The following is a 25,775-nucleotide window of genomic DNA, read 5'->3' as shown; positions in this document are numbered from 1 at the left end:
GACAGGTGCGCTCGCTCATGACCCGCTTCCCGCGTCGGCAGCGTTCTGGTCGGCCAGCGACTGCACCTTCTCCTTGGCGCCGGCGAGGTCCTTGCTGTGGATGCCGTCCTTGAGCTGGTCCTGGTAGGTCTCGGCGAGGTCGGCGACCTTCAGGTCGGAGGACTGGTAGGGCTCGGAGAGATCGAGCCCGATCATCGTGGTGGGCACGCCACGGAAGATGGTGACGTTGCCGTCCTGCTCGCCGATGTACCACTGGTTCTGCGACCACACGAAAGCGGTCGCGACGGCGATCCAGACGAGACCGACGAGCGCCAGCAGGCCGAAGGCCCACCGCAGCCGCAGGTACTTTCCCGGCGCCTGCAGGGCGTAGCGCATCTCCTCCGGGTCGGCCGCGATCGCGCCGTCGGGGATCTCCTCGTCGATCGGGTCGAGCTCGCCGGTGTCACCCATCCGGTGACCACGGAAGAGCGCGGTCATCTGGCCGGTCTTGGTGGTCTTCTTCTTGAGCTCGGCCGCCGCACCGACCATCTGGGCCTCGAGGCCCGCGGACGGCACGGTGTCGCTGGGCACCACGTCGGCGACGATGCAGGTCACGTTGTCGGTGCTGCCGGAGTCGAGGGAGACCCGGACGAGCTCGACCGCGGCGAACTCCGGGGTGCCGGTGGCCAGGATGTCGGCGATGCGCGGGTCGTCGACGTAGCCGCAGACACCGTCACTGCAGAACATCAGCCGGTCGCCGGCCGCGAGGTCGACGATGAACAGGTCGGGCTCGAGCTCCCGGGTGCCGTCGAGGGCCTTGAGGATCAGGTTGCGGTGAGGGTGGGTCTTGGCCTCCTCCTCCGTGATCCTCCCCTCGTCGAGGAGCGTCTGCACGAAGGTGTGGTCGTGGGTGACCTGGTGGATCGCGCCGTTCCGCAGGAGGTAGGCGCGGCTGTCACCCACGTGACCCAGGGTCAGCTTGGCGCCGTCGAAGAAGCCCACCGTCGACGTCGTCGAGGTGCCGTTGAGGCTCGGGTCGTGGTCGACCAGGTGGCCGATCTCGTCGTGGGCCATGTGGAGCGCGTGGGAGACCAGGCCGATCAGGTCGTCGTCGACGAGGCCGGGGGCCGGCTCCTCGTCGAGCTTGCGCAGCTGCTGCACGGCGGTGCTGGAGGCGATGTCACCGCGGGCGGCACCACCGACGCCGTCGCAGACGGTCAGCACCCAGGGGCCGGCGTACCCGCTGTCCTGGTTGTCCTTGCGGACCCGGCCGACGTCGGAGACGGCCGCGAACTCGAGGCGGAACGGTCGGCCGTCGGCGGAGCCGGGGGCGGGGGAAGACTCGGGGGTGGGGTCGGTCGCAGCGGTCACTTGCGCAGCTCCAGGATTGTCTTACCGATCCGCACCTGGGTTCCGAGGGAGATGGCGGTCGGCTGATTGATCCGGACGGACCCGATGTAGGTGCCATTGGTCGATCCGAGGTCCTCGACGAACCACTGGTCGCCGGAGACGGCGATGCGGGCGTGGCGGGTCGAGGCGTAGTCGTCGTCCAGCAGGATCGCCGCGTCGCTGCCCCGGCCGATGACGATCGGCGCCTGGGAGAGCGGAACGGTCACGCCGGCGTTGGACCCGGTGGTGACGGCTACATGAGTGGGTACGCCGCGCTTCGGCGCCCGCGACGCGGCGGACTTGCCGCGGCCCGGGGACGACTGCGGCTGGGAGCTCCCGGCGTTGGTGACCCGCGCGCCGAACATGTCGGAGCGGATCACCGACAGGGCGGCGAGGACGAAGATCCACAGGATCGCCAGATAGGCGACCCGGATGAGGAAGAGAGTGAGCTCGCTCAACGGCGTTCCTCCACGATGTGCGCGGTAATGACGGTGGTGCCGATGCGCACCTGGGAGCCGTCGTCCAAGGTTGCGCTCGCCATCTTCTGACCGTTGACCAGCATGCCGTTGGTCGAGCCGAGGTCATAGACCTCGACCCGCACCCGTTCCCCGGCCGGCTTCGCGCGGAACTCGATGTGGCGACGGCTGATGCCCGGGTCGTTGATGCGTAGGTCGGCGTCGGTGCCTCGGCCCACCACGACGTTGCCGTGGAGCGGGTGCCGGGTGCCGTTGATCTCCAGGAAGGCCTGGGCGCGGCTGACCTGGGTGTCGCTCATGTCTGAGCCCGAGACGGCCGCCTGGGCGCGGCTGCGCACCCGGAACCGGCCGATCGTGAGGTCTTTCGCCTCGCCGAACTCGATCGAGACGCGACCGGGGAAGACGAACCCCTGCACCTCGGCGTGGTCCATCAGTTGGCGCTTCAGCTCTTCCTTGAGATGCGGGCCGTAGGACTCCAGCTTGCCGAGGTCGCTGGTGGACAGCTCGACGTGGAAGTCGTTGGGCACCAGCCGGCGCTGCCGGCTGAGCACCTGGGCGTTGTTGTCGATCTCGCGCTGGAGAGCAGCGACGATCTCGACCGACTTCACCTCGGACCGGAACGCTTTGGCAAAAGCGCCTGAGATGAGCTGCTCCAGCCTCTGCTCGAACTTCTGCAGGCCGCTCACGTGTTGCGCTCCTCTCAGGTGCCGGGTGGTCCGGTCATGGTTGGCCGGGTCGGGTCGTTGCTACCTCGCGTCGACGTCTGCCTTCGCTCGGCGCCGTGCGGGCATAGTGGTCCCCCCGGATTCGGCCCGATCGTATCGGTGCACCCTAGGGGATCTGCTACTTCCCGCGATCTGCGTGGTTTCGATCCTCCCACGATCGGGTGACCACCAGCGTCAAGGCTGGCGGGGTGCCGTCGTTTTGGGGCGTCGGCTGCCGGTGGGCTAACGTTTCCTCTGCTGCACGCGCGAGTGGCGGAATAGGCAGACGCGCACGGTTCAGGTCCGTGTGTCCGAAAGGACGTGGGGGTTCAACTCCCCCCTCGCGCACGTGGAGCGAAGGCCCCGGATCACCGATCCGGGGCCTTCGTCGTCGTGGGGCGACTCCGGGGGCAACTCCGGTCAGGTCAGCGTGGCAGCCCGGCCAGCACCTCGTTGAGCGCCTCCGTGCTCGACGGGTGCGTCCAGATGCTGTCACGCAGGTCGCTCGCGCGCACGCCGGCCCGCATCGCCAGCGCGACCAGGTTGACGAGCTCTTGGGAGTCGACGCAGAAGAGCGTGGCGCCGAGGAGCAGGCCGGTGTCGGCGTCGACCACGAGCTTGATGAGCCCGTGGGTCTCGCCGAGGATCTTGGGCCGCGGCATGGCGGCGATCTCGGCGACCGGCTTGACGACGACGTGCACGTCGAGACCCTGGGCGCGGGCCTCGGTCTCCGAGAGCCCCACCCGTGACAACGGCGGCGTGATGAAGGTCGTGGTCGGCACCGCGACCCGGTCGGTGGTGCGGCGGGTGCCCGTGCCCGCCAGCTGGTCGAGCACGATGCGGTGGTCGTCGAAGGAGATGTAGGTGAACTGCGGGCCGCCGTTGACGTCACCCACGGCGAAGACACCGTCGGCGCTCGTACGCAGCTGATCGTCGACCACGACGTAGCCGCGCTCGTCGACGTCCACCCCGGCGGCGGCCAGGTCGAGCCCGTCGGTCGCCGGCCGGCGGCCCGTCGCGAGGAGCACCGCGTCGGCGTCGACGCTGCCGGAGGCGTACGCCACGGAGACGCTGTCGCCGTGGTCGACGATCTCCTGGGCACGAGCCCCGTGGATCACCTCGACGCCGGCATCGGCGAGCGCGGCGGCGACGGCCTCGGCGACGTCGGTGTCCTCCCCCGGCAGGAGCCGGTCGGCTCCGTCGAGCAGCGTCACCTCCGACCCGAAGCGGGCGAACATGCCGGCGAACTCCATCCCGATGAAACCGCCGCCGACCACGGCCAGGCGCTGCGGGAGCGGGTCGACGTGCTGGATCGTCCTCGAGTCGTGCACGCGAGCACCGTCGGCGCCCGGAAGGTCGGGGCGGGCCGGCACGGTGCCGGTGTTGATCACGACCGTGCTGGCGCTGATGCGCAGCACGTCGGAGCCTGCGGAGACCTCGACCTCACGGGCGCCGACGAACCTGGCACGGCCGTCGACGAGCGTGACCGCGTCGACGTTCTCGAGCATGGCGTGGTTGGCGGCGCGGAGCTTGTCGGTCAGTGCGTCGCGCTTCCCGACGGCGGAGGCGAACCACTCGGCCGGGCTTTCGCCGCGTCGCAGCTCGGCCTGGTGCACCAACGCCTTGGTGGGCACGCAGGCGATGTTGATGCAGCCACCGCCGTACATCTGGTCGGACTGCTCGACCAGCACGACGTCGCGGCCGGCCGACCCGAGAGCCTTCGCGAGGGACTTGCCGGCCTTGCCCCAGCCGATGACCAGCAGGTCGGTCTCGATGTGTTCCATGTTTCTGATGCTAGTGGCGCCGCCGAGACCCGCGGTGCCGTACTTTCGATGGCTGTGAGCAGACGCAGCATGTCCGGACGACACGCCCTGGTGACGGGGGCGGCGAGCGGGATCGGCCGGGCGGTGGCCGAGAAGCTGGCCGACTCCGGCGCCGTCCTGCACATCACCGACCTCCATGAAGACGGTCTGCGCGAGACCCGCAGAGCCATCGAAGCCCGTGGCGGGATCGTGGCGACCGCGCATCCGGCCGACGTCTCCTCGCTCGATGACGTACGCGCGCTGGCCGAGCTGGTGCACGCGCAGACGCCCGCGGTCGACGCCGTGCTCAACGTCGCGGGCATCGCGGTGTGGGGCACGGTCGAACGGCTGAGCCACGAGCAGTGGCGCTCGGCGATCGAGGTGAACCTGATGGGCCCGATCCACGTGATCGAGTGCTTCGTGCCGGCGATGATCCACGGCGGGCGAGGGGGCCACCTGGTCAACGTCGCCTCCGCGGCGGCGCTGGTCGGGTTGCCGTGGCACGCCCCCTACAGCGCCAGCAAGTTCGGCCTGCGCGGCATCTCGGAGGTGTTGCGGTTCGACCTCGCGCGCCACCGCATCGCGGTCACGCTGGTGACACCGGGTGCCGTCGCCACCCCGTTGACGGGCAGCGTGCAGATCGCCGGGGTCGACACCACCTCGGCGCAGTTCCGCAGGCTCCGGGAGCGTTTCGAGGGGCGTGCCGTCTCGCCCGAGCACGCGGCCGAGCGGATCGTCGAGGGGATGCTCCGCGGGCGCTACCTCGTGCAGACCTCTCGTGACATCGCGCTCCTGCACGGCATCCAGCGCTACGCCCCGCCGGTCTACGCACTGATCATGGGTGTCGCCAACCGACTGGTCTCCCGCATCCGCTGGGACGCGCCGTGACGCGGTCGCGCCCGGTCCGGCCGGGCAGGCTCGGAGAGGTCGGTGTCGTCGCCTGGCTGCTGGCTCGGGTCGGAGGGCGCACAGCGAGCACGGAGCCGCTCAACCTGTTCCTCGTGCTCGGGCGGCACAAGCGGCTCTTCCGCGGCTGGCTGGCGTTCGCCGGGCTGCTGATGCCGGGTGGGCGGCTGCCCCGCTCCGACAGCGAGCTGGTGATCCTGCGGGTCGCCCATCTGCGTGGATCGGCCTACGAGACCGGTCATCACACCCGCGTCGGCAGGCGGGCGGGCCTCACCACCGCCGAGCTCGAGCGGATCGCCGACGGAAGCACCGTCGAGGGCTGGCCGCCGCGCCGTCGGGCGCTCCTCCTCGCCGTCGACGAGCTCGTCGACACCCGCACCCTCTCCGACCCGACCTGGGACGAGCTGCGCGAGCACCTCACCGAGATCGAGGCGATCGAGCTGGTGCTGCTCGCCGGCCACTACGACATGCTCGCGGCCGCGATCGCGGCCCTGGGCATCCAGGTCGAAGCCCACGACCACCGCGAGGCGTAGGCGCCTCGGCATCGGGGCACTCCCTCAGGCACAGTGGTGCCGTGGGACCTGCGATCCGTGCTGCCAGCCTGCGGGGCATCGTGCCGCTGGTGGAGCAGCTGGGCGGCGAGCCGCATCGGCTGCTCGCCCGGTTCGGCATCCCGGCCGACGCCCTCGAGTCCGAGGACGCCTGGGTGCCGATCACCGAGCACGACCTGATGCTCGATGCCGCGGCCGCCGAGCTGCGGTGCCCCGACCTGGGTCTGCGGTTGGCCGAGGGTCAGGACCTGACGATCCTGGGCTCGCTCGCGGTCGCGATCCAGGCCTGTTCCACGGTCGCGGAAGCCCTGGAGACCGGGTCTCGCTATCTGTACGCACACAGCCCCGCGCTGCGGATCGCGGTCGAGCCCGACCCGTACGAGCGTCAGGGCGTGGTGGCGCTGACCTACAGCAAGGACCTGCGCGAGTCGTCCTACTCGCCGCAGGCGACCGAGCTCGGCCTGGGGCTCTTCTACCGGGTCGCGACCACGCTCATCGGCAGCATGTCGGGCCTGCGCTCGGTCGAGCTGCCGCACCAGCCCCTCTCGCCGGTGCGCCGCTACACCGACTACTTCGGCGTCGACGTGAAGTTCGGACGCGCCACGGCGGCGCTCCGCGTCGACCGGCGGATCCTCGACGAGGCGTTCGCCACCGCCAACGAGGCGATCCGGCTGCTGGCGCTCGAGCACATCGCCCAGCGCTACGACGACCCCGCACGACGCGTCTCCACCCAGGTGCGCGGGGCTCTCGCCGAGGCGCTCGGCACCAACCCGCCGGCGGTCGCGACCGTTGCGCGCCTGCTGGCCCTCCATCCACGTACGCTGCAGCGCCGGCTGGCCGCGGAGGGCACCGGCTTCGAGGCGGTGCTCGACGAGGTGCGCCGCGACGCGACCCATCGCCACCTGACCACGACCACCCTGCCGCTGGGTCAGGTGGCGGCGCTGGTGGGGTTCGCCGACCAGTCGACGCTGAGCCATGCGGTGCGGCGCTGGTTCGGCTGCACCCCGCGTGAGCTGCGTCGCGACGAGGCGCGGGCACTGACGACTTTGTCGCGCTGAGACAAGTACTGGCGTCGGTGGCGACCGATCATTGCTGCGAGGCACGGACCACGAAGGAGCAGCACATGGCTACGGAAACGACCACCACCGTCGAGAACCGCGACGCACACCTGGACGCGATCGGCGCCCGGACGATCCCCGAGTTCGACGGGGTGCACGACGTCTGGCCGCGCGGCGAACGACTGGCCGCGGTGCGTGATGCTGCTGCGGCGTACAAGGTCAGGTTCAAGGAGCAGGGCACGGTGCGCGCGGTGAAGTCCGTCGACGTCGCCGCGGCGCCCTACCCGGTCAAGTACGCCTTCCACGACGCCGTCTCGGTGCCGACGCTGCCGCTCATCTCGATGATCAACCGCATGCTCGTCGTCCAGTACGACGACTGGAACGGCACGCCGCGCACGCTCGTCTTCGAGCCGACGATGCCGGAGGGCTCGGCCGAGGCGCCGTTCTACAGCAACCTGCAGGCGCTGATGGACAAGGTGCCGGGCGCGAAGCTCGTCGAGAAGATGATGCTGGAGTACTACAACGAGCCCGACGAGGTGCTCGCGCAGCTCGGCCTGAAGCCTGCCGACATCGACTTCTGCACCTTCGACCACCTCCACGTGCAGGACCCGCGGATGATCCTCGGCTCGACCGCGACCATCCCCGGCGAGCCCACGCGCCGCGAGCCGCTCTTCGGCGACGCGAAGATGCTCGTGCACACCCGCGAGCTGGCCACCCTGCAGTCGCTGCACCCGATGCAGTGGGCCTGGTACGTCGAGGACGGGCTCGAGGGCGTCGACCTCGACAAGTTCGTCACCTTCGAGGGCGACATCGAGCTCGGGCCCGGCATCGCGCTGCTGTGGACGCCGGGGCACACCGACGGCAACCACTCGCTGGTGATCAACACGGCCGACGGCGTGTGGGTCTCCTCGGAGAACGGCATCTCCCTCGACAACTGGCAGCCCGAGCTGTCGAAGATCCCGGGCGTGCGCAGGTATCACGAGCAGTTCGGCCGCGAGGTGTGCCCGAACGCCAACACCCTCGAGGACTCCCTCGACCAGTACGACTCGATGATCAAGGAGAAGACGCTGGCCGACACCTGCAAGGACGACCCGCGCTGGCTGCAGATCCTGCCGAGCACGGAGCTGGCCCCCTGGAAGCGGTTCTGGCCGGTCGTGCCGACCTACGTGCACGGCGGCATCGACTACGGCACGATCACGGCAGGTCTGCGATGAGCGCGACTGCGATGAACGGGCCCCGGGGCGGCGCGGTCGTCACCGGTGCCGGTCGCGGCCTCGGCCGGCAGATCGCCGAGCTGCTGGCCGACCGTGGTCACCAGGTGCTGGTCACCGACGTCGACGAGGCGAGCGCGCAGGCGGCGGCCGACGAGATCGGCCGGGGCGCGGTGGCGATGGCCGTCGACGTACGCGACGCCGCCCAGGTGGAGGCCGCGCGCGACGCGATCGTGGCCGCTGCCGGTGGCATCGAGGTGTGGGTGAACAACGCCGGCGTGCTGTTCACCGGCCCGGCGTGGGAGCAGTCTGCCGAGCAGCGAAAGCTCATCCTCGACGTCAACGCGCACGGCGCGATCAACGGCACCGTGGCCGCGATCGAGGCGATGCGCGAGAGCGGTGGGCACATCGTCAACATCGTCTCGCTCGCCGGTCTGACCGCCGTGCCGGGCGAGGCGGTCTACGCCGCGTCGAAGCACGCCGCGATCGGGTTCAGCCTCAGCACGATCCAGGACCTGCGCCTGGCAGGCATCAAGAACGTCGACATCTCGTGCATCTGCCCCGACGGGATCTGGACGCCGATGCTCCACGACAAGCTCGACGACCCGGCCTCCGCGCTGTCGTTCTCGGGCAAGCTGCTCCAGCCCGAGGAGGTCGTGGCCGCGGTCGGCAAGGTGCTCGACAAGCCACGGCTGGTCACTGCGGTCCCCGGCTGGCGCGGGCTGGTCGCCCGGTTCGGCGACGTGCTGCCCGGCTTCGGCCTCGCGGCCGTGCCGCTCGTGGTCGCTCAGGGGCGTCGTACGCAGCGCAGGATGCTCCGCGAGAGCTGTTGACAACTCTGCCGCTCATGTTGAGGATATGAGACATGAGCGCAGATCTGTCTCACGACGTTGCCGCAACGTACGTCCCACGGTCGGGTGCTTCCTGGGCCGACCCGTGGCCGATGTACGCCGCGCTGCGCGAGCACGATCCGGTGCATCACGTCGCGCGCCACGACTACTGGGTGCTGACCAGGCACGCGGACGTCTTCGCGGCGGTGAGGGACCACGAGACGTTCACCTCCACGCAGGGGCTGACGACGGCCTACGACGAGCTGGCTCAGATCGGGCTCGCCGACAACCCGCCGATGGTGATGACCGACCCGCCTGCTCACACCGCCTTCCGCAGGCTCGTGAACCGCGGCTTCACCCCCAAGCAGGTCGAGGACGTCACGCCGCGCGTCACCCGTTTCGTGGTCGATCGGGTCGAGGAGATCAGGGCGGCGGGTGGTGGCGACATCGTCGAGACGCTGTTCAAGCCGTTGCCGAGCATGGTCGTGGCCCACTACCTGGGCGTGCCGGAGGCCGACTGGGACCGGTTCGACGTCTGGACCGAGTCGATCGTGGCGGCCAACGCCGCGCAGGACGGTGGCGTGGGGGCCGATGCCGCCGCCGACCTGATGGGCTACTTCGCCGAGCTGATCGAGCTGCGCAGGCGGGAGCCCGGCGACGACACCGTCTCGCACCTCGTCGCCGCCGGCGAGGCCGACGACGACGCAGGTCTGCTGCGCGTGCTGGCGTTCGCCTTCACGATGGTCGCCGGTGGCAACGACACCTCGACCGGTCTGCTGGGCGGTGGGCTCCCCCTCCTCGCGGATCGGCCCGACCAGCGCGAGCTCGCGCTCCGCGACGTGCCCGCCGCCGTCGAGGAGCTGCTGCGGCTCACCTCGCCCGTGCAGGGGCTCGCACGCACCACCACCCGTGACGTCACGATCGACGACGTGACGATCCCGGCGGGCAAGAAGGTGCTGCTCTGCTACGCGGCGGCCAACCGCGATCGGCATGCGTTCGGCGACGACGCCGACGACCTCGACGTCACCCGCGACCCGCGGCAGATCCTGACCTTCGCCCACGGCGCCCACCACTGCCTCGGCGCCGCGGCCGCCCGGATGATGGGTCGGGTCGCGCTCACCGAGGTGCTCGGACGGCTGCCCGCCTTCACCGTCGACCACGACTCGATCGAGTGGGCACCGGGCAGCTACGTACGCAGGCCGCTGAGCCTCCGCATCGAGGTCGGCCGATGAGCTGGCTGGCCGAGGCGAAGACCGAGCTGGCCGCCGAGCGGATCCTCGACGCGGCCGGCGAGCTCTTCGCGGAGCAGGGCGTCGACAGGCCCGGGATGGACGAGGTCGCGCGCGCCGCCGGCTGCTCGCGCGCGACGCTCTACCGCTACTTCGAGAACAGGCAGGCTCTGGTCCGCGCCTTCGCCCACCGCGAGGCGCGGCTGATCACCGAGCAGGTCGGCCGGGCCACGGCGGCCTACGAGGGCGACCCCGGGCGGCGCGTGGTCGAGGCCGTGCTCGGGTGCCTGGCCGCCGTGCGCGAGCGCCCCCACCTCCAGGCCTGGTACGCCGGTGACAGCACCGCCCTGCGTGCGGTGCTCTCCGAGTCGCCGCTCATCCGCGGCACCGCCCAGGCCTATCTCACCGCTGACGGCGACCCCGCCGACCCCGACCTGGCCGACTGGGTGCTGCGCGTCATCCTGTCGTTCCTCACCGAGCCCGGCAGCGACGCCGACGAAGAGCGCCGGCTGCTGGAGCGGTTCCTCGCGGCGACCGCTCGTTGACCGCTCGGCGACATGGGATAGTTGCCGACAGCCGATTGGATGGAGACCGGGCATGGCCGGCAGAAACCTCCGTGAGCGGATCCTCGACGCCGCGACGCAGGTCTTGCGCGAGGGCGGACCGCGCCCGCGCCTGATCACCAATATCGCCGAGCGGGCCCAGGTCTCGCGCCCGACCCTCTACCGGCACTTCCCGGAGCGCAGCGATCTCTACGACTCGTTGATCCGGGTGGAGCTCACCCGCGTGGTCGACGAGGTGGTCTCCCGCGCGCGGGACACCTCCTCACCGCGGGAGGAGTACATCGACGTCGTGGTGCTGCTCGTCCGCGAGGCCCGCGGCCATCCCGCGCTGCAGGCCGTGCTCGCCCGGCACCCCGAGATCATGGCGACCTATCTGCCGCGCATCCTCCCGATCGTGCTGGAGATCGCTGAGCCTCGGCTCGGTCCGATCATCGACGCCGGGGTGGCGCAGGGGCGCTGGGCGCCGCTCGACAAGCGGGTGGCGATCACCTGGACGACCCGGTTGATCACCTCGCTGATCGTGATGCCGTCCCAGGAGGACAGCACCGACGCGGGGCTGCGGGCGGAGGTCGCGGCTCTGGTCGAGGTCGCCGGTGCGATCACGGGCGACCAGACGCCTCCGGGCGAATAGCCGTCGGGCGGTCGGCCGGCGGAGCCCGAGCTCCGTCCGGTCGACGATCGGGTCAGGTCGCCGGTCGAGTTGCCGGTCAGGACAGGTCGACGGCCGGCCCGGTGCGCTCGACCGTGGTGACGTCGTCACCGGAGGTCGAGGTCCACGTGGTCACCGGCGTGAACGACCCGCGGTCGAGATCGTCCTGGGTGACGACGTGATAGGCCGACGTGCACTCGTAGGTGCCGGACGCGGCGAGGTCGCGCCAGCGGCAGTTGCGTGAGTCGACGCTCGGGTCCAGGTCGCGCAGGTTGCCGCTGGGTGCGACCGTGGTGACGGCCCCGCTCAGGTTGGTCACCCGATAGCTGAACGAGAGACGGTCGCCGGCGGCGTACGGGGTGGTCTTGGGGTTGGTGTGGGTGGCGTCGGTGACATCGATGCGCCCGTCGACCTCGTCGGGCAGCTTGGGCACCACGACGGTCACCGTGCCCGACGACGCCCGGCCGGCTGTGTCGGTCAGGCGCACCGGCACCCGGTAGGTGCCGCCGTCGGCGGACGAGGGCACCTCGAGGGTGAAGGGCACCTCGGCGCTCTGGCCGGGCCGGAGCGTACGAGGCTTCGTCGCGCTCATCGTCCAGCCGTCGGGAGCGTCGAAGGCGAGCGTGGCCGGCGTGAGCACCGGGCCGAGCTGGTTCTCGATCTGCAGGCTGCTCGTCGTCGACGTGCCGCGCTCGACGGTGAGCTCGGGTGCGGTCACGGGAGCGCACAGACCGCCCAGCCAGGCCAGGTTGAACTTCGCGAAGCGAATCGCGGCGCCGCCGGGCTCGTAGAGGAGTCCGACGTCGCCGTCGGGCAGCGTCGCCAGGGTGGAGTAGGACATCTCCCCCTCCCGGAACTCACGAGCGATCGGCCAGGTCTCGCCGTCGTCGCAGCTGGCCCGCACGGTGCCGTGGGTGCGGCTGGTCTGCGACGCTGCGTTGGAGAACAGCAGCACGCGCGCCTCGGCGGTGTTCGGCGCAGCGTTCGGGAAGGCCCGCACGATCGAGCCGTTGTTCGTCGGATCGGGAAGCTCGCGGTCGATCGTCACCTCGCCGTACGTCACCCCGCCGTCGTGCGAGTAGGCGACCTTGCGGAACTTCGACCCGGCGGAGTCGCGGGAGTTGAGCATGACCGTGCCGTCGGAGAGCTCGACCGTCTTGTTCTCGTCCATGCCGGTGCCGACGGGCTTGCCGGCCTGCCATGTCGTGCCGTGGTCGTCGGAGAAGACCGACACGGCCTGGAAGGCGCCCGCGCCGTTGATGATCGTGAACTGCTGCACCAGGCGGCCGGCGTGGGGGCCGTATCGCAGCTGGATGCCTTGCCCCGAGGCGGCGAAGCGCGAGCGCCAGCCGAGGTCGGGCGTGATGTCGGCCGTGATGATGCGGTGCTGCCACGTCGCGCCGTCGTCGGACGATGTGCTGACCTCGGCGTGCAGCACGTTCCGGTCGGCGGGATCGACGCCGGGCTCCGAGCCGATGAAGCCCTGGTCCATCGAGAAGACGTGGAAGTTGAAGACCTTCCCGGTCTCGCGGTCGACGACGTAGCTGGGGTCGGAGTAGCCGGTCTTCGCGTCGCCGTCGGTGCCGTGGTGCACGACGGTCTGCGGCCCCCAGGTGTCGCCGCCGTCGGTCGAGCGGCGCTGCAGGATCGAGTTGGGGCCGGGTGCGTCCATGGAGGTCGGCCGGCCGTCGTAGGAGGCCAGCAGGTCGCCGTTGGGTGCGACCGTCAGTGCGGGGATGCGGTAGTTGGGGAAGACCCCGTCACCACCGACGGCAAGGTCCTGCTCGGTGTAGCTCGGCTCCTGGCCACGGCTGGGAGCTGCTGGTCGAGGAGGGTCGGCTCTCGGACGTCGGTCAGCAGGTCGTCGCGTACGCCACGAGATGACCCCGCCCTTGCTGACCTGAGCTGACACCCTCGAAGATGAAATCGAGAGCGCCCGGATGCCTCCGGCGCCGCGAGAGGAGAGCCATGGACCAGGTCAAGGCCGTCATCGCCCGCGCCAAGGGCGCACCCGTCGAGCTCGTGACGATCAACGTGCCCGATCCCGGACCGGGCGAGGCCGTGGTGAAGATCCAGTCGTGCGGGGTCTGCCACACCGACCTGCACTACCGCGAGGGCGGGATCAACGACGACTTCCCGTTCCTGCTCGGTCACGAGGCGGCGGGCGTCGTCGAGGCCGTCGGCCCCGACGTCACCGACGTGGCGGTCGGTGACTTCGTGGTGCTCAACTGGCGCGCGGTCTGCGGCAGCTGTCGGGCGTGCAAGCGCGGTGAGCCGCAGTATTGCTTCGCCACCTTCAACGCGACCCAGAAGATGACCCTCGAGGACGGCACCGAGCTCTCCCCGGCGCTGGGCATCGGCGCGTTCGCGGAGAAGACGCTGGTCGCGGCCGGGCAGTGCACGAAGGTCGACCCGGGCGCCCGGCCCGCTGCCGTCGGGCTGCTCGGTTGCGGTGTGATGGCCGGCCTCGGTGCCGCCATCAACACCGGCGGCGCGACCCGCGGCAGGTCGGTCGCCGTCATCGGCTGCGGCGGCGTCGGGGTGGCCGCGATCGCCGGCGCAGCGCTGGCCGGCTCCAGCCCGATCATCGCCGTCGACATCGACCCGAAGAAGCTCGAGCAGGCCAAGGCGATGGGCGCGACCCACACGGTCGACTCGTCGGCGGCCGACCCGGTCGAGGAGATCCGACGGATCGCCGCCGAGACCTACCCGGGCGCCGAGGGAGCCGACATCGTCGTCGAGGCGGTCGGTCGGCCGGAGACCTGGAAGCAGGCCTTCTACGCTCGCGACCTGGCCGGCACCGTGGTGCTCGTCGGCGTACCCACGCCGGACATGAAGGTCCCCGAGATCCCGCTGATCGACGTCTTCGGCCGCGGTGGCGCGCTCAAGTCCAGCTGGTACGGCGACTGCCTCCCCAGCCGCGACTTCCCCATGCTCGTCGACCTCTACCAGCAGGGCCGTCTCGACCTCGACGCCTTCGTCACCGAGGAGATCGGCATCGGCGACATCGAGTCGGCCTTCGAGAAGATGCGCCACGGCGGCGTCCTGCGCTCGGTGGTGATCCTGTGAGCGACGTACGTGTCGACCACGCGGTCACCAGCGGCACCTTCAGCCTCGACGGGGAGACCCACCAGGTCGACAACAACCTGTGGGTCGTCGGCGACGACCAGGAGTGCCTGGTCATCGACGCGCCGCACTCGGTCGACGACATCCTCGCCGTGGTCGGTGATCGCCGGGTGAAGGCGATCGTGTGCACGCACGCCCACGACGACCACGTACGCGTGGCGCCGGCGCTGCGCGAGTCCGTCCGGGCGCCCATCCTGCTCCACCCCGACGACAGGCCGCTGTGGGAGCTCACCCACACCGACGAGCTGTGGGACGCCGACCTCTCCGACGGGCAGGCGATCACCATCGGTGACACCGAGCTGACGGTGCTGCACACGCCCGGTCACGCCCCCGGGGCGGTCTGCCTCTCGGCGCCCGACCTGGGGTGCGTCTTCACCGGTGACACCCTGTTCCAGGGTGGCCCGGGGGCGACCGGACGCTCGTTCAGTGATCGTCCGACGATCGAGGCGTCGATCCGGGAGAAGCTGTTCGGCCTCCCTGGTGAGACGGTCGTGCACACCGGTCACGGCGACGACACCACGATCGCGGCCGAGGCGGCCGCCCTGGGCTGACCTACCGTTCCGTGAGGAACCGCACCACACGCGGCGTGACGTCGCGGGAGAGCTCGTCGAAGAACCCGTGGCGTCCGCCGGAGAAGAGCGCCAGCTTGGCGCCGGGGACGAGGTCGGCGATGGTGCTGGCGTTGACCGCCGGCGTCATCGTGTCCTCGATCCCGTGCATGACCAGCGTCGGCGCGGTGATGCGGGAGAGGCGGCCGGCGGCGTCGTGGCCCGAGCTGACCTCGAGATGCCGGCGCCGCGCTTCGGCGCTCATCGAGGGGTCGCCCAGCAGGTCGCGCGGAACCCCGTCATAGCCGCCGTACGCCGCCACCCAGGCCGGGCTGTAGAAGAGGTCGATCATGGTGCGCAGCCGCACGTCCGGGTCGGGTGACGCCAGGTCACGGCGCACCGCCGTCCTGCGCTCGGTGGCCCGGAAACCGCCTGGTGAGGTGCAGGCGAGCACGAGCCGGCCGACGGTCTCGGGGCGGGTGATCGCCAGCTCCTGGGCGACGCGCCCACCCATCGAGGTGGCATAGACGTCGGCGCGCGGGCGACCGACCGCGGTGAGGACGGCCGCGGCGTCCTCCGCGAAGAGGGCCGTCGACCAGGGCGGGGCGCCGGCTGCGTACGCCTCGGGGGTGAGCTCGGTGGCGCCGGTGCCTCGATAGTCGAAGGTGATGGTCATCCAGCGGCGGGAGAGCTCGCCGCGCAGCCGATCCCACCAGGCGTGCGAGTTGGCCTGGCCCTGCAGCAGCAGCAGCGCCGGCGCGGTGCGCGGCCCGGTGACCTGGATCGCGAGACGGGTGCCGTCCGGGCGGCGCGCCCAACCACGCCACCTCCGAGGTGCGGTGTTGCCGGACGGTTCGCTCATCGCAGCCATTGTCGCCGACGGCGCGCGCTCGCGAGCAGCGGGCTCGAGCGATGGTCCCACCACTAGAATCGCGGTGTGGACCATCAGCTGTTACTGATCGTCGGTGCGGCGCTGGCGATCATGATCGCGGCGTCGGTCTTCTCTCGGCGCACAGGCGTGGCGACGCCGCTGCTGCTCGTCGGGCTCGGCATCGGGGCGAGCTATCTGCCCGGTGCCCCGGCGATCGACCTCGACCCGGAGCTGGTGCTCGCGGGCGTGCTGCCACCGCTGCTCTACTCGGCCGCGGTCAACCTCCCGGTGATCGACTTCCGCCGTAACCTGCGACTGATCAGCTGGCTCTCGATCGTGATGGTGATCGTCTCGGCGCTGGTGATCGGCACGGTCGTCTACTGGATCTTCCCGGCGATCTCGTTCCCGCTGGCGGTCGCGCTCGGTGCGGTGGTCAGTCCCACCGACGCGGTGGCGGCGACCGCGATCGGGCGCCGGGTCGGGCTGCCGCCCCGGGTGATGACGATCCTGGAGGGCGAGAGCCTGGTCAACGACGCCTCCGCCCTCGTGGTGCTGCGCACGGCGGTCGCGGGGCTGGCGGCGACCAGCTCATTCTCGCTGGGGCGTACGGCCCTCGAGTTCGGGTGGGCCGTGATCGGTGCGCTCGTCATCGGCGGGGTCGTCGGATGGCTCACCGTGCTGCTGCGTCAGCGCCTGGACGACCCGGTGCTCAACACGACGATCTCGTTGGTGGTGCCGTTCCTCGCCTACTTCCCGGCCGAGGAGCTGCACTCCTCCGGAGTGCTCGCGGTGGTGGTCGCCGGTCTGGTGACCGGCGCGCTCGGCAGCCACCGGTTCAGCGCACGCGACCGGCAGACCCAGGCGACCACCTGGACGACCTTCAGCTTCATCCTGGAGAGCGGCGTCTTCCTGGCCATGGGCTATCAGGTGCCCGAGCTCATCGACGCCGCCCAGGGCGAGACCTCGCTCGGCGAGATCGCGCTGCTCGTGCTGGTCGTGCTCGTGCTGCTGGTCGTGCTCCGGTTCGGCGGCCTGGCCGTTCCGGCGCTGAAAGACCGCTACACCGACCAGAACGAGCAGATCCGGGCGCGCCTCGACCAGTTCGAGGGGCATCTCGACTCGATGACCCCCGCCGACGACCGGGAGGACAGCCGGATCGGCTCGGCCCGGCGGCGGCTGGCGCGCAGCCGGGCCGACGTCGAGTTCGAGGAGCGTGAACCGATCACCGCCCGTGGCTTCGTGACGATGGGCTGGGCCGGCATGCGCGGCGTCGTCACGGTCGCGGCGGCTCAGACCATCCCGGCCGGCGCCTCCCACCGGGCGACCGTCGTGCTGGCGGCGTTCCTGGTCGCGCTCATCACGCTGGTGCTCTTCGGGCTCACCCTGCCGGCGGTGATCCGTCGGATGCGTTTCTCCCCGGTGAGCGCCAAGGAGAGGCACGACGCGTTCCGTGCCCTGCTACGTCAGGTCGGCGAGTCGGCCGTCGACAACCTCGGGCCGCTGGAGTCGCAGACGATCGACGGCGAGCCCATCGACCCGAAGCTGGTCGCCAAGCTCAAGGACCACATCCTGCCGCGGGTGCTCGCAGGCGTACGCGAGGCGCCGAGGTTCCGTCCTGCGGTGCGGGAGCAGACCCTGATCCTGCAGAACCGCTACCTCGACGAGATGCGCGCCGCGCTGGTCGCCGAGCGCAGCATCGGTGCCTACAGCTCGCAGACCTACCGGAAGGTCGAGGCGGTGCTCGACGACATGGAGCGACGGCTCGACCTGGCCTGAGCCCGCCTGCTTACGCCGCTCACTCCGTCTCGAAACCGGCCATCATCGCCATGTCCTCGTGCTCGAGGTTGTGGCAGTGGATGAGGAACCGGCCGGCGTACCTCTCGAACCGCACCCGCACCCGCACCGCCTCATACGGGCGGACGTCGACGGTGTCCTTCCAGCCGAGATCCATCGGGCCGGGGCCGCGGTTGCCGCGCCGCAGCACCTGGAAGGGTGAGAGGTGCACGTGCACCGGGTGGTGGGCGTCGGTGTAGAACTCCCAGATCTCGGTGGACCCCAGCGGCACGCGCGCCTGGGGCACGGCCGGCGCGAAGGGCTTGCCGTTGATGCCCCAGCCCCGGCGGCCGTGCACGTGCTCGCGGCGGAAGTGCCACCTGCGCACGACCGCTCCGTCGGGCTTCTCGACGTAGGGCACGTCGACCAGCCGGTCGGGGATCTTGACGTCGTCGGCCGCGCGGCGGGTGACGCGGAAACGCATGACCTGCGCGGTGCGACCGGTGCCGAGACCGTTCCTCATCTCGACCGTCGTGCCCGGCGCGAGCGGGCCGAAGTCGACGACCACGTCGAAGCGTTCGCCCGGGGCCATCGTGATCTCGGCGTGCTCGACGGGCTTGCTGAGCAGGCCGCCGTCGGAGCCGATCTGGGTGAACCTCACCGACTTCCCGTCGGAGGTCCGCAGGCTCAGCTCGTAGCGACGCGCGTTGGAGGCGTTGAGCAGCCGCAGCCGATGCTGCGCCCCCTCGACCTCGGCCTCCGGCCAGGGAGCGCCGTTGACGAGCACGACGTCGCCGAGCACGCCGGCCATGTAGCGGTCGTCGACCCCAGGCTCCCCGAGCAGCTCCGGATCGAGCGCCGGGTAGCGGAGCGCGCCGTCTTCGGCGAACGCCCGGTCGGCGATCATCAGCGGGATCTCGCGCTCGCCGCGCGGCAGCGAGAGCGCATCCTCCTCGTCGTCGCGGATGATGTGGAAACCGGCCAGCCCGCGCCACACCTGCGGACCGGTGAAGTCCATCCGGTGGTCGTGATACCAGAGCGTCGTCGCCGGCTGCTCGAGCGGATAGCGGTAGTCCCTCTTCTTGGATCTGACCTGGGCTTTCGGGTCGGCCATCGTCTCGTGGCCGGCGTGATGTGCATGGTGCTGGTCGAAGCCGTCCGGCACCAGCAGATCCGTCGGCCAGCCGTCGCTCTCGGCGGGCGTGTGCCCGCCGTGCAGGTGCGTCGCGGTCGGTAGCGTGAGGGAGTTGGTGTGGCGTACGGTCACTGCCTGGTCGCGGCGCGTCTCCAGCGTCGGTCCGGGAAAGACCCCGTCGTAGGTCATCATCTCGGTCTTCAGGCCGGGCAGGATCTCCACCGACGCCGTGCGCTGGGCGATCTCGATCACCCCGCCCGCGGGCCGCTTGATCGGCGGCAACGGCAACGGCGTCTCGTACGCCTTCGGCAACCGTGCCGCGCTGCGCAGGATCTTCCCGGTCTGCCCGGGAGCCTCGCCGCAGGAGGTCAGGGCTCCGGCCGCCGGTGCGGCCAGGGTGGCCCCGAGGAGGGTGCGTCGCCCGAGCTTCATCGCCGCACCTCCCGCGGGGTGCCGGCGCCCCGGCGCAGGGCCGCGACGGCCACGGCCACCACCACGCCGACGGTGAGGACGCCGACCGGCACGTGCACCTGGAGCACCCGGGTGTAGCCGAGGATCGCCTGGAGGTAGACGAGGAGGAAGACCGCGACCGACGACCACAGGAACCACCAGCGGCCGCGCATCGCCACGACCGCGCCCGCGGCGATCACCATCACGAAGGCGACGAGCTCGAGGAATGCGGCACCGGCGCTGTGGAACCCGAGGGCCGCGAAGGTGCCGTCGAAGTAGGAGCCGATGGAGATCGGCTGTCCGATCGCGAGGAGCGCGGTCAGCACCGCGACGGCGCGGAAGCAGAACAGGCTGATGCGCGGGCGCCGCTCACGAGGAGGGGATGCGCTGGGGATCTGGGTGGTCACAGCTCCGACAATAGGTAGCCAGAGTACTTATGACATCAGGGCTCTGCCCTGAGAAGGCGCGTGAGGCGTCGGGGTCAGCCCTGGTGGGAGAAGACCTCGTCGCGGGCGGTGTCGAGGCCGATCTGGAGGGCTCCGCGGAGGACCGGGTCGCCGGTGATCTCGGTGGGGACGACGTCGGGCACGTTGGGGCCGAGGGCGGCGATCGCCTTCTGCACGCGAGAGGCCAGGGCCGCGCCGCCGGTGCGACCGATCTCGCCGGCGAGCACGCACAGCTCGGGGTCGAGCACGACGCAGATGCCCGCCAGGCCGAGCGCCAGGCGTCGGGCCAGCTCGTCGAGGAACGGCTCGCCGTCGGGGTCGCCGTCGACGGCGGCGCGTACGCACTCGATGCCGGTGCCGCGCAGGCCGAACGCGCGCGCGAGGGTGTCCATGGCCTCGGAGCTGACCAGCGACTGGAAGGCGGCGTGCTGCGGGCTGTCGGTGCCGTGGGGCGTCGAGGTGCCGGGCACCGCCAGGTAGCCGATCTCGCCCGCGCCGCCGCCGACCCCGCGGTGGAGCCGGCCGTCGACGATCACCGCGAGGCCGAGACCTCGGTCGATCCAGGCGAGCACCGAGTCCTTGACGCCGTGGGAGGCGCCGAGGGACTGCTCGGCGAGGCCGGCGAGGTTGACGTCGTTCTCGATCAGTATCGGGCGACGGAAGCTGCCGCGCAGCTCTTCCAGGACGCCTGCGCGCCAGTCGGGCAGATCGTTGGCGAAGCGGATGTCGCCGGTGCGAGGGTCGATCATGCCGGGCGTGCCGATCGAGAGGCAGCTCAGCTGCGAGACCGTGATGCCGGCGCTCCGGGTGGCGGCGGTGACGGTGCCGCGCACGGCCGCGACCGGGTCGGAGGCCTCGTGCGGATCAAGGGAGCCGGTGGCCAGCACGGTGCCGGTGATGTCGGCGACCGATGCGGTGATCCGGTCGGGGCCGATGTGGACGGCGGCGACATAGCCGGCCGACGGCACCACTCCGTAGAGGGCCGCGTTGGGTCCGCGGCCGCCCTGCTGGGAGCCGACGACCTCGACCAGACCGCGGTCGCCCAGGCGGGTCAGCAGCTGGCCGGCCGTCACCTTCGAGAGGCCGACCAGCTCGCCGAGTCGGGTCTTCGTCACCGGTCCGTCCGAGAGCATCAGATCCAGAGCCGCGCGGTCGTTGGTGTCGCGGATCAGGTGGGTCTTCGGCGCGCTCGACAACGCTGGCGCTCCTTTCGCGGGCGGGTCGGTTTTCAGGAAACCAACTTAACAATTGAGCGGCTCTCGCCGGTGAATGTCCAGATTGGGTCTAGACGGTTACTGTAAAGGAACCTTACAGTGGGGCATCCATCGCCATCCATCTCAACCCCCTCAAGGAGCTTGGAATGCGTACTCCCACAAAGATCGCCGTTCTCGGCGGGATCTTGCTGGCGCCCGTCCTGGCCATGCTGCCGACGAGCCCTGCAAGTGCGCACGGCTACATCTCGGACCCGCCGAGCCGACAGGCACAGTGTGCTGCCGGCACCGTCGAGTGCGGGGACATCAAATACGAGCCGCAGAGCGTCGAGGGCCCCAAGGGCCTGACCAGCTGCTCCGGCGGCAACTCTCGGTTCGCCGAGCTCGACGACGACTCCAAGGGCTGGCAGGCCACTCCTGTCGGCTCGTCCCACACGTTCACGTGGTCGCTGAGCGCTCGGCACTCCACCAGCACCTGGCAATACTTCATCGGCGACACCAAGATCGCCGAGTTCGACGACGGCGGCGCCCAGCCGCCGGCCACCGTCGAGCACCAGGTCGACTTCGGCTCCTTCACCGGTCAGCAGAAGGTGCTCGCCGTGTGGAACGTCGCCGACACCGACAACGCGTTCTACGCCTGCATCGACGTGAACATCGGCGGCTCGGCCTCCGACGCCCCGGCGACGACGGCCGACGAGTTCCCGGTCAGCGAGGAGCAGTTCAACCAGCTCTTCCCCAACCGCAACCCCTTCTACACCTACGCCGGGCTCGTCGAAGCGCTCAGCGCCTACCCCGAGTTCACCAACACCGGTGACGACACGGTCCAGAAGCAGGAGGCGGCGGCGTTCATCGCCAACGTCGCGCACGAGACCGGCGACCTGCAGTACGTCGTGGAGCAGAACGAAGAGAACTATCCGCACTACTGCGACCCGAACCAGTCCTACGGCTGCCCGGCCGGCAACGACCAGTACTACGGTCGCGGCCCCGTCCAGCTGAGCTGGAACTTCAACTACAAGGCCGCCGGTGACGCGCTCGGTATCGACCTGCTCAACAACCCCAACCTGGTCGCCACCGACTCGGCGGTCGCCTGGAAGACCGGGCTCTGGTACTGGAACACCCAGTCCGGCCCCGGCACCATGACGCCGCACGCCGCCATGACCAACGGCTCCGGCTTCGGCGAGACCATCCGCGCCATCAACGGGTCCATCGAGTGCGACGGTGGCAACCCCGGTCAGGTGCAGAGCCGCATCGACAACTACACGGAGATCACCAGTCTGCTCGGGGTCGACCCGGGCGGGAACCTTTCCTGCTGAAGCGGAGCTCGAAGCAATTAGGCACTGCTGAAGCGGAGCTCGAAGCAATTAGGCACTGCTGAAGCGGAGCTGATTGGCCCCGCTGCCCATCCGGCGACGTACGCACCCCACACCTGCGCACGTCGCCGGAGGCGGTTTTGTGGTGACCGCCCAAAGAGGTTCGACTCCGCTGCCGGTGACCGACGACGTCGTTACCGTCGAGTATCAACTGGGACCCCGGACAGCCCGGGGCCAGATGATCGAAGGAGCTGGCTCGGTGCGCAGATCACTCCCTCTTCGAATCGCCGCGTTCGCCGCGGCACTGACAGTCCCCTTCCTCGGCACGGCGGCGCCGGCCGAGGCGGACACCTATCAGCGAGGCCCGGATCCAACGGCGTCGAGCGTGCTCTCCCACGGCACGTTCGCGCTCTCCACGACCTCGGTCTCCTCGGCTGTCTCCGGCTTCGGCGGCGGCACGATCTACTACCCCAGCTCCACCGACGAGGGGACGTACGGCGGGGTCGTGCTCGCCCCCGGTTTCACGGCCTCGTCGTGGATGTATGACTCCATCGCACGACGGGCGGCCTCCCACGGGTTCGTCGTGTTCGCCATCGACACCAACTCCATCTACGACCAGCCGGGCAGCCGTGGCACGCAGATCCTCGCTGCCGTCGACTACCTGAAGAAGGGCGCGTCCTCCGCGGTCGCCTCGCGTCTGGACGAGTCGCGGATCGCCGTCTCGGGCCACTCCATGGGCGGTGGCGGCACGCTCGAAGCCGCGAAGGCCAACTCGTCGCTCAAGGCGGCGGTCGCCCTGCAGCCCTGGCACACCGACAAGACCTGGCCGGAGGTGAGGGTGCCGACGATGATCATCGGCGCGGAGGACGACACGATCGCGCCGGTCGCCTCCCACTCGATCCCGTTCTACACCTCGGCCACGGGGGCGCGGGAGAAGGCGTACGGGGAGGTCGCCGGTGCCGGACACCTCATCGCCAACACCGACGACGACTGGCAGGGACGCCTCTACGTCACCTGGCTGAAGAGATATGTCGACGACGACACGCGCTACTCGCAGTTCCTGTGCCCGCCGCCGTCGTCCTCCAGCCTGTCCGACTACCGCCACACCTGCCCGGACTGATCAAACCGGCCCGAACGTAGGGATCGAGCCGGTCACCTCGGGGGAGGTGGCCGGCTCGATGTGTGCGGCAGTGGAAGATGGGGACATGACCGCACACAGTGGAAACGGCGGAGACAGCACAGGCATCCGCGTCGCGTCCGTCGACGACATCCCGGAGGGCGAGGGCATCGCCATCTCCTCTGACATCACCGGCACCGACGACGACATCGCCATCCTGCGCAAGGAGGACGGCACCTGCTGGGCTCTCAACGACACCTGCACCCACGAGACCGCGTCGCTGGCCGAGGGGTGGGTCGAAGGCGACGACGTCGAGTGCCCGCTGCACTCCTCGACGTTCAACCTCAGGACCGGCAAGGTCGACGGGCTCCCGGCCACGCGTGACACCGTGGCTCACCGGGTCGAGGTGCGTGACGGGGAGGTCTACCTGTTCCCGGGTGAACGACCCTGATGGTCGCCTCGTCCGTTGCCTCGGTCGTCGTTGTCGGTGGCGGGATCGCCGGGGTCTCGACCGTCACGGAGCTGCGGAAGAACGGGTACGCCGGCGGTCTGACGCTCCTCACCGCCGACCCGTTCCCCTATGACCGTCCGCCGTTGTCCAAGGCGTATCTGTCGGGCGCGAAGGACCTCGAGTCCATCGCGCTGCAGGCTCCGGAGTGGTATGCGGGGCAGCGGATCGACGTGATCAGGGGCTTGGCGGCGGCGCTGGATCCGGCGGCCGGCACGGTGACGCTCTCCGACGGCCGACAGCTCTCCGCCGACCGGATCGTCCTGGCGACGGGTGGCTGGCCGCTGTGGCCGGACATCGAACGCGTCGTTCGGGGTCTGCTCGACCGTCCGCCGGCCGGTAGCGGGATCCCGCGCTCGACCACGGGTATCCATCTGCTGCGGAGCGCCGAGGACGCCGACGGGCTCCGGGCCGTACTGCTCCCGGGCGCGCGACTGTTGGTGGTCGGCGCGGGGCTGATCGGGGCCGAGGTCACTTCGACCGCCCGCAAGCTGGGGTGCGAGGTGGTGCTCGTCGATCCCGCGAACCCGCCGATCGCGGCGGCGGTCGGCGCCCAGGTCGCCGAGTGGCTGCACTCCTTGCATGCTCTTCATGGTGCGGAGACGGTGACCGCCACGGTCGAGAAGGTCGAGTCGACCAACGCCGGGGTCGTCGCACAGATCGCGGGCGAGGCGTCGCCGCGTACGTTCGATGCCGTGCTGCTCGCCGTCGGGATGGTGCCCGACACGGCCATGGCGAAGGAAGCCGGCCTCGACGTCGACAACGGCGTCGTCGTCGACGACCACCAGGTCACCTCGCACCCGACTGTTCTCGCCGTCGGTGACTGCGCCCGACGTCAGGGCCACCGCCGCGCGGAGCACTGGGAGGCGGCCGTGCACGACGGCGCTCGAGCAGCGGCCACGATCCTCGGCGTCGACGCGCCGGCGGCCTCGGCGCCGTGGTTCTGGACCGACCGCTACGACCTGCACGTGGAGGTCGTCGGTGAGATGCACGAGCCCGAGGGTGAGCACGAGCAGGTCGTACGCGGCACCCTCGGCGAGCCGCCGTTCACGGTCTTCACGCTCCGTGGTGAGCGTGTCGTCGGCGCGGTCGCGGTCGACGACCCGAAGGCCGTGCGCGCGGCCCGCCGGATGATCGACCGCGGTGTCGACGTACGCGCCGCTGATCTCGCCGACCCGTCTACCGACCTGCGCCAGCTGCTGCGATCTGCCAGGTGACGCGTCGTCGGCAGACATGCCGAGTCGGCTCGTTCTGACCGGGATTCGCGCCGAGTCGGCTCGTTAGAACGAGCCGACTCGACGTGCGTACGACGAAGGCGCCCGGCGAGCAGCTCGCGGGGCGCCTTCGTGGGTGAGCGTGCTCAGACGGTGAGCTGAGCCGGCTTCGACTGGTTGGCGACCCGGTTCTCGGCGTCGATCATCCAGGCCAGCTGCTCGAGCCGGTCGATGATCGAGTGGAGCAGGTCGGCCGTGGTCGGGTCCTCGGCGTCGATGTCGTCGTGGATGTCGCGAGCGGTCTTCGAGGTGGCGTAGAGCGCGGCGACGACCAGGTCGACGCACGTCGCGGTGTCGACCTCGGTGCTCGGGAGCGGGGCGAGGGTGGTGTCCTCGGAGACGGTGGCGGTGCGGCCGTCGGGGACGATGTAGAGCGCGCGCATACGCTCGGCGACCTCGTCGGTGAAGGCGCGGGCAGCGTCGACGACCTCGTCGAGCACGAGGTGCATGTCGCGGAAGTTCTTGCCCACGACGTTCCAGTGCAGCTGCTTGCCCTGGAGGCTGAGCTCGGTCAGGTCCACGAGCACGCGCTGCGTCTGGGTCGCGAAGGACTGGCTCGGCACGAACGCCGGGTGGGAGGTGTGGTTTGCGCTGCTGGTGGAGCTGGCGGTCTTCGTGGCCATGTTCGGTGAATCCCCCTGGATCGGATGTGGACTTCT

25 protein-coding genes and 1 tRNA gene are annotated in these 25,775 nt (G+C 70.4%); 16 read left to right on the top strand and 10 right to left on the bottom strand.

What is annotated here, in order from left to right; translation table 11 throughout:
* Positions 1–15 precede the first annotated feature (15 nt).
* The 3 genes from FB381_RS00725 to FB381_RS00715 are packed head-to-tail and all read right to left on the bottom strand — an operon-like array spanning position 16 to position 2,530.
* Positions 16–1,350 carry a PP2C family protein-serine/threonine phosphatase gene (locus FB381_RS00725; RefSeq protein WP_141778515.1) on the bottom strand — a complete coding sequence of 445 codons (1,335 nt, stop codon included), beginning with the start codon at positions 1,348–1,350 and terminating at the stop codon, positions 16–18.
* Entirely contained in the window at positions 1,347–1,826 is a 480-nt protein-coding gene (locus FB381_RS00720; protein ID WP_141778514.1) for an FHA domain-containing protein FhaB/FipA, read from the bottom strand. The genes FB381_RS00725 and FB381_RS00720 overlap by 4 nt, the downstream gene beginning before the upstream one ends.
* The gene (locus tag FB381_RS00715; RefSeq protein ID WP_141778513.1) at positions 1,823–2,530 is read right to left on the bottom strand and encodes an FHA domain-containing protein; all 708 of its coding nucleotides are present in this window, start codon (positions 2,528–2,530) and stop codon (positions 1,823–1,825) included. The genes FB381_RS00720 and FB381_RS00715 overlap by 4 nt, the downstream gene beginning before the upstream one ends.
* A gap of 282 nt (positions 2,531–2,812) precedes the next feature.
* Here FB381_RS00715 and FB381_RS00710 point away from each other — a divergent pair.
* Positions 2,813–2,896: transfer RNA gene (locus FB381_RS00710), tRNA-Leu, on the top strand.
* 77 nt (positions 2,897–2,973) lie between these two features.
* Here FB381_RS00710 and FB381_RS00705 read toward each other — a convergent pair.
* Positions 2,974–4,332 carry an FAD-dependent oxidoreductase gene (locus FB381_RS00705; protein ID WP_211352287.1) on the bottom strand — a complete coding sequence of 453 codons (1,359 nt, stop codon included), beginning with the start codon at positions 4,330–4,332 and terminating at the stop codon, positions 2,974–2,976.
* Positions 4,333–4,401: 69 nt separating this feature from the next.
* Here FB381_RS00705 and FB381_RS00700 point away from each other — a divergent pair, with 69 nt between their 5' ends.
* The 8 genes from FB381_RS00700 to FB381_RS00665 all read left to right on the top strand — a co-directional run bounded on the left by FB381_RS00700 (position 4,402) and on the right by FB381_RS00665 (position 11,329).
* Complete coding sequence (locus tag FB381_RS00700) at positions 4,402–5,238, top strand: SDR family oxidoreductase (RefSeq protein ID WP_211352286.1); 837 nt, start codon at positions 4,402–4,404, stop codon at positions 5,236–5,238.
* Positions 5,235–5,789 carry a carboxymuconolactone decarboxylase family protein gene (locus tag FB381_RS00695; protein WP_141778511.1) on the top strand — a complete coding sequence of 185 codons (555 nt, stop codon included), beginning with the start codon at positions 5,235–5,237 and terminating at the stop codon, positions 5,787–5,789. Before FB381_RS00700 ends, FB381_RS00695 begins: the two co-directional genes overlap by 4 nt.
* A gap of 41 nt (positions 5,790–5,830) precedes the next feature.
* On the top strand, positions 5,831–6,865 hold the full coding sequence (locus tag FB381_RS00690; RefSeq protein WP_141778510.1) for an AraC family transcriptional regulator: 1,035 nt from the start codon (positions 5,831–5,833) through the stop codon (positions 6,863–6,865).
* Positions 6,866–6,930: 65 nt separating this feature from the next.
* Positions 6,931–8,079, top strand: coding sequence for an MBL fold metallo-hydrolase (locus FB381_RS00685; protein ID WP_141778509.1), 1,149 nt, complete (start codon positions 6,931–6,933; stop codon positions 8,077–8,079).
* Complete coding sequence (locus FB381_RS00680) at positions 8,076–8,909, top strand: SDR family NAD(P)-dependent oxidoreductase (protein WP_246087897.1); 834 nt, start codon at positions 8,076–8,078, stop codon at positions 8,907–8,909. Before FB381_RS00685 ends, FB381_RS00680 begins: the two co-directional genes overlap by 4 nt.
* Before the next feature lie 32 nt (positions 8,910–8,941).
* Positions 8,942–10,138: a cytochrome P450 gene (locus FB381_RS00675; protein WP_141778508.1), complete on the top strand. Its 1,197-nt coding sequence runs from the start codon at positions 8,942–8,944 to the stop codon at positions 10,136–10,138.
* Positions 10,135–10,680 (top strand): TetR/AcrR family transcriptional regulator, encoded by a 546-nt coding sequence (locus tag FB381_RS00670; RefSeq protein ID WP_141778507.1) that lies wholly within the window; start codon positions 10,135–10,137, stop codon positions 10,678–10,680. The genes FB381_RS00675 and FB381_RS00670 overlap by 4 nt, the downstream gene beginning before the upstream one ends.
* 52 nt (positions 10,681–10,732) lie before the next feature.
* On the top strand, positions 10,733–11,329 hold the full coding sequence (locus FB381_RS00665; RefSeq protein WP_141778506.1) for a TetR/AcrR family transcriptional regulator: 597 nt from the start codon (positions 10,733–10,735) through the stop codon (positions 11,327–11,329).
* Between the two features lie 76 nt (positions 11,330–11,405).
* On the opposite strand, the gene FB381_RS24515 is transcribed toward FB381_RS00665, so the two are convergent.
* Positions 11,406–13,259 (bottom strand): sialidase family protein, encoded by a 1,854-nt coding sequence (locus FB381_RS24515; protein WP_141778505.1) that lies wholly within the window; start codon positions 13,257–13,259, stop codon positions 11,406–11,408.
* A 56-nt stretch (positions 13,260–13,315) separates the two neighbouring features.
* Between FB381_RS24515 and FB381_RS00655 the strand changes: the two genes are divergently transcribed.
* On the top strand, positions 13,316–14,416 hold the full coding sequence (locus tag FB381_RS00655) for an S-(hydroxymethyl)mycothiol dehydrogenase (RefSeq protein WP_141778504.1): 1,101 nt from the start codon (positions 13,316–13,318) through the stop codon (positions 14,414–14,416).
* On the top strand, positions 14,413–15,024 hold the full coding sequence (locus FB381_RS00650; protein ID WP_141778503.1) for an MBL fold metallo-hydrolase: 612 nt from the start codon (positions 14,413–14,415) through the stop codon (positions 15,022–15,024). The genes FB381_RS00655 and FB381_RS00650 overlap by 4 nt, the downstream gene beginning before the upstream one ends.
* A gap of 1 nt (position 15,025) precedes the next feature.
* On the opposite strand, the gene FB381_RS00645 is transcribed toward FB381_RS00650, so the two are convergent.
* Positions 15,026–15,883: an alpha/beta fold hydrolase gene (locus tag FB381_RS00645; protein ID WP_141778502.1), complete on the bottom strand. Its 858-nt coding sequence runs from the start codon at positions 15,881–15,883 to the stop codon at positions 15,026–15,028.
* Between the two features lie 75 nt (positions 15,884–15,958).
* Here FB381_RS00645 and FB381_RS00640 point away from each other — a divergent pair, with 75 nt between their 5' ends.
* Entirely contained in the window at positions 15,959–17,668 is a 1,710-nt protein-coding gene (locus FB381_RS00640) for a cation:proton antiporter (protein WP_141778501.1), read from the top strand.
* Between the two features lie 19 nt (positions 17,669–17,687).
* Here FB381_RS00640 and FB381_RS00635 read toward each other — a convergent pair whose 3' ends face one another.
* From FB381_RS00635 to FB381_RS00625, 3 genes are all read right to left on the bottom strand, one after another.
* On the bottom strand, positions 17,688–19,232 hold the full coding sequence (locus FB381_RS00635) for a multicopper oxidase family protein (RefSeq protein WP_141778500.1): 1,545 nt from the start codon (positions 19,230–19,232) through the stop codon (positions 17,688–17,690).
* On the bottom strand, positions 19,229–19,657 hold the full coding sequence (locus FB381_RS00630; protein ID WP_141778499.1) for a hypothetical protein: 429 nt from the start codon (positions 19,655–19,657) through the stop codon (positions 19,229–19,231). Before FB381_RS00630 ends, FB381_RS00635 begins: the two co-directional genes overlap by 4 nt.
* 74 nt (positions 19,658–19,731) lie before the next feature.
* Entirely contained in the window at positions 19,732–20,892 is a 1,161-nt protein-coding gene (locus tag FB381_RS00625) for an ROK family transcriptional regulator (RefSeq protein ID WP_211352285.1), read from the bottom strand.
* A 164-nt stretch (positions 20,893–21,056) separates the two neighbouring features.
* Between FB381_RS00625 and FB381_RS24150 the strand changes: the two genes are divergently transcribed.
* The 4 genes from FB381_RS24150 to FB381_RS00605 all read left to right on the top strand — a co-directional run bounded on the left by FB381_RS24150 (position 21,057) and on the right by FB381_RS00605 (position 25,059).
* Complete coding sequence (locus tag FB381_RS24150) at positions 21,057–22,220, top strand: glycoside hydrolase family 19 protein (protein WP_246087896.1); 1,164 nt, start codon at positions 21,057–21,059, stop codon at positions 22,218–22,220.
* Between the two features lie 256 nt (positions 22,221–22,476).
* The gene (locus FB381_RS00615; RefSeq protein ID WP_246087895.1) at positions 22,477–23,337 is read left to right on the top strand and encodes an alpha/beta hydrolase family protein; all 861 of its coding nucleotides are present in this window, start codon (positions 22,477–22,479) and stop codon (positions 23,335–23,337) included.
* An 85-nt stretch (positions 23,338–23,422) separates the two neighbouring features.
* Entirely contained in the window at positions 23,423–23,785 is a 363-nt protein-coding gene (locus FB381_RS00610; protein WP_141778497.1) for a non-heme iron oxygenase ferredoxin subunit, read from the top strand.
* Entirely contained in the window at positions 23,785–25,059 is a 1,275-nt protein-coding gene (locus FB381_RS00605) for an NAD(P)/FAD-dependent oxidoreductase (RefSeq protein WP_141778496.1), read from the top strand. The genes FB381_RS00610 and FB381_RS00605 overlap by 1 nt, the downstream gene beginning before the upstream one ends.
* A gap of 143 nt (positions 25,060–25,202) precedes the next feature.
* Here the strand turns inward: FB381_RS00605 and FB381_RS00600 are convergent, their stop codons facing one another.
* Positions 25,203–25,739, bottom strand: a complete 537-nt coding sequence (locus FB381_RS00600) for a Dps family protein (RefSeq protein ID WP_141778495.1) — start codon at positions 25,737–25,739, stop codon at positions 25,203–25,205.
* Positions 25,740–25,775: the final 36 nt, after the last annotated feature.

The organism is Nocardioides albertanoniae, from assembly GCF_006716315.1.
Taxonomy (GTDB): domain Bacteria; phylum Actinomycetota; class Actinomycetes; order Propionibacteriales; family Nocardioidaceae; genus Nocardioides; species Nocardioides albertanoniae.
Note: the sequence above shows the minus strand (reverse complement) of the source record. Positions and strands in the feature narration are given on the sequence as shown.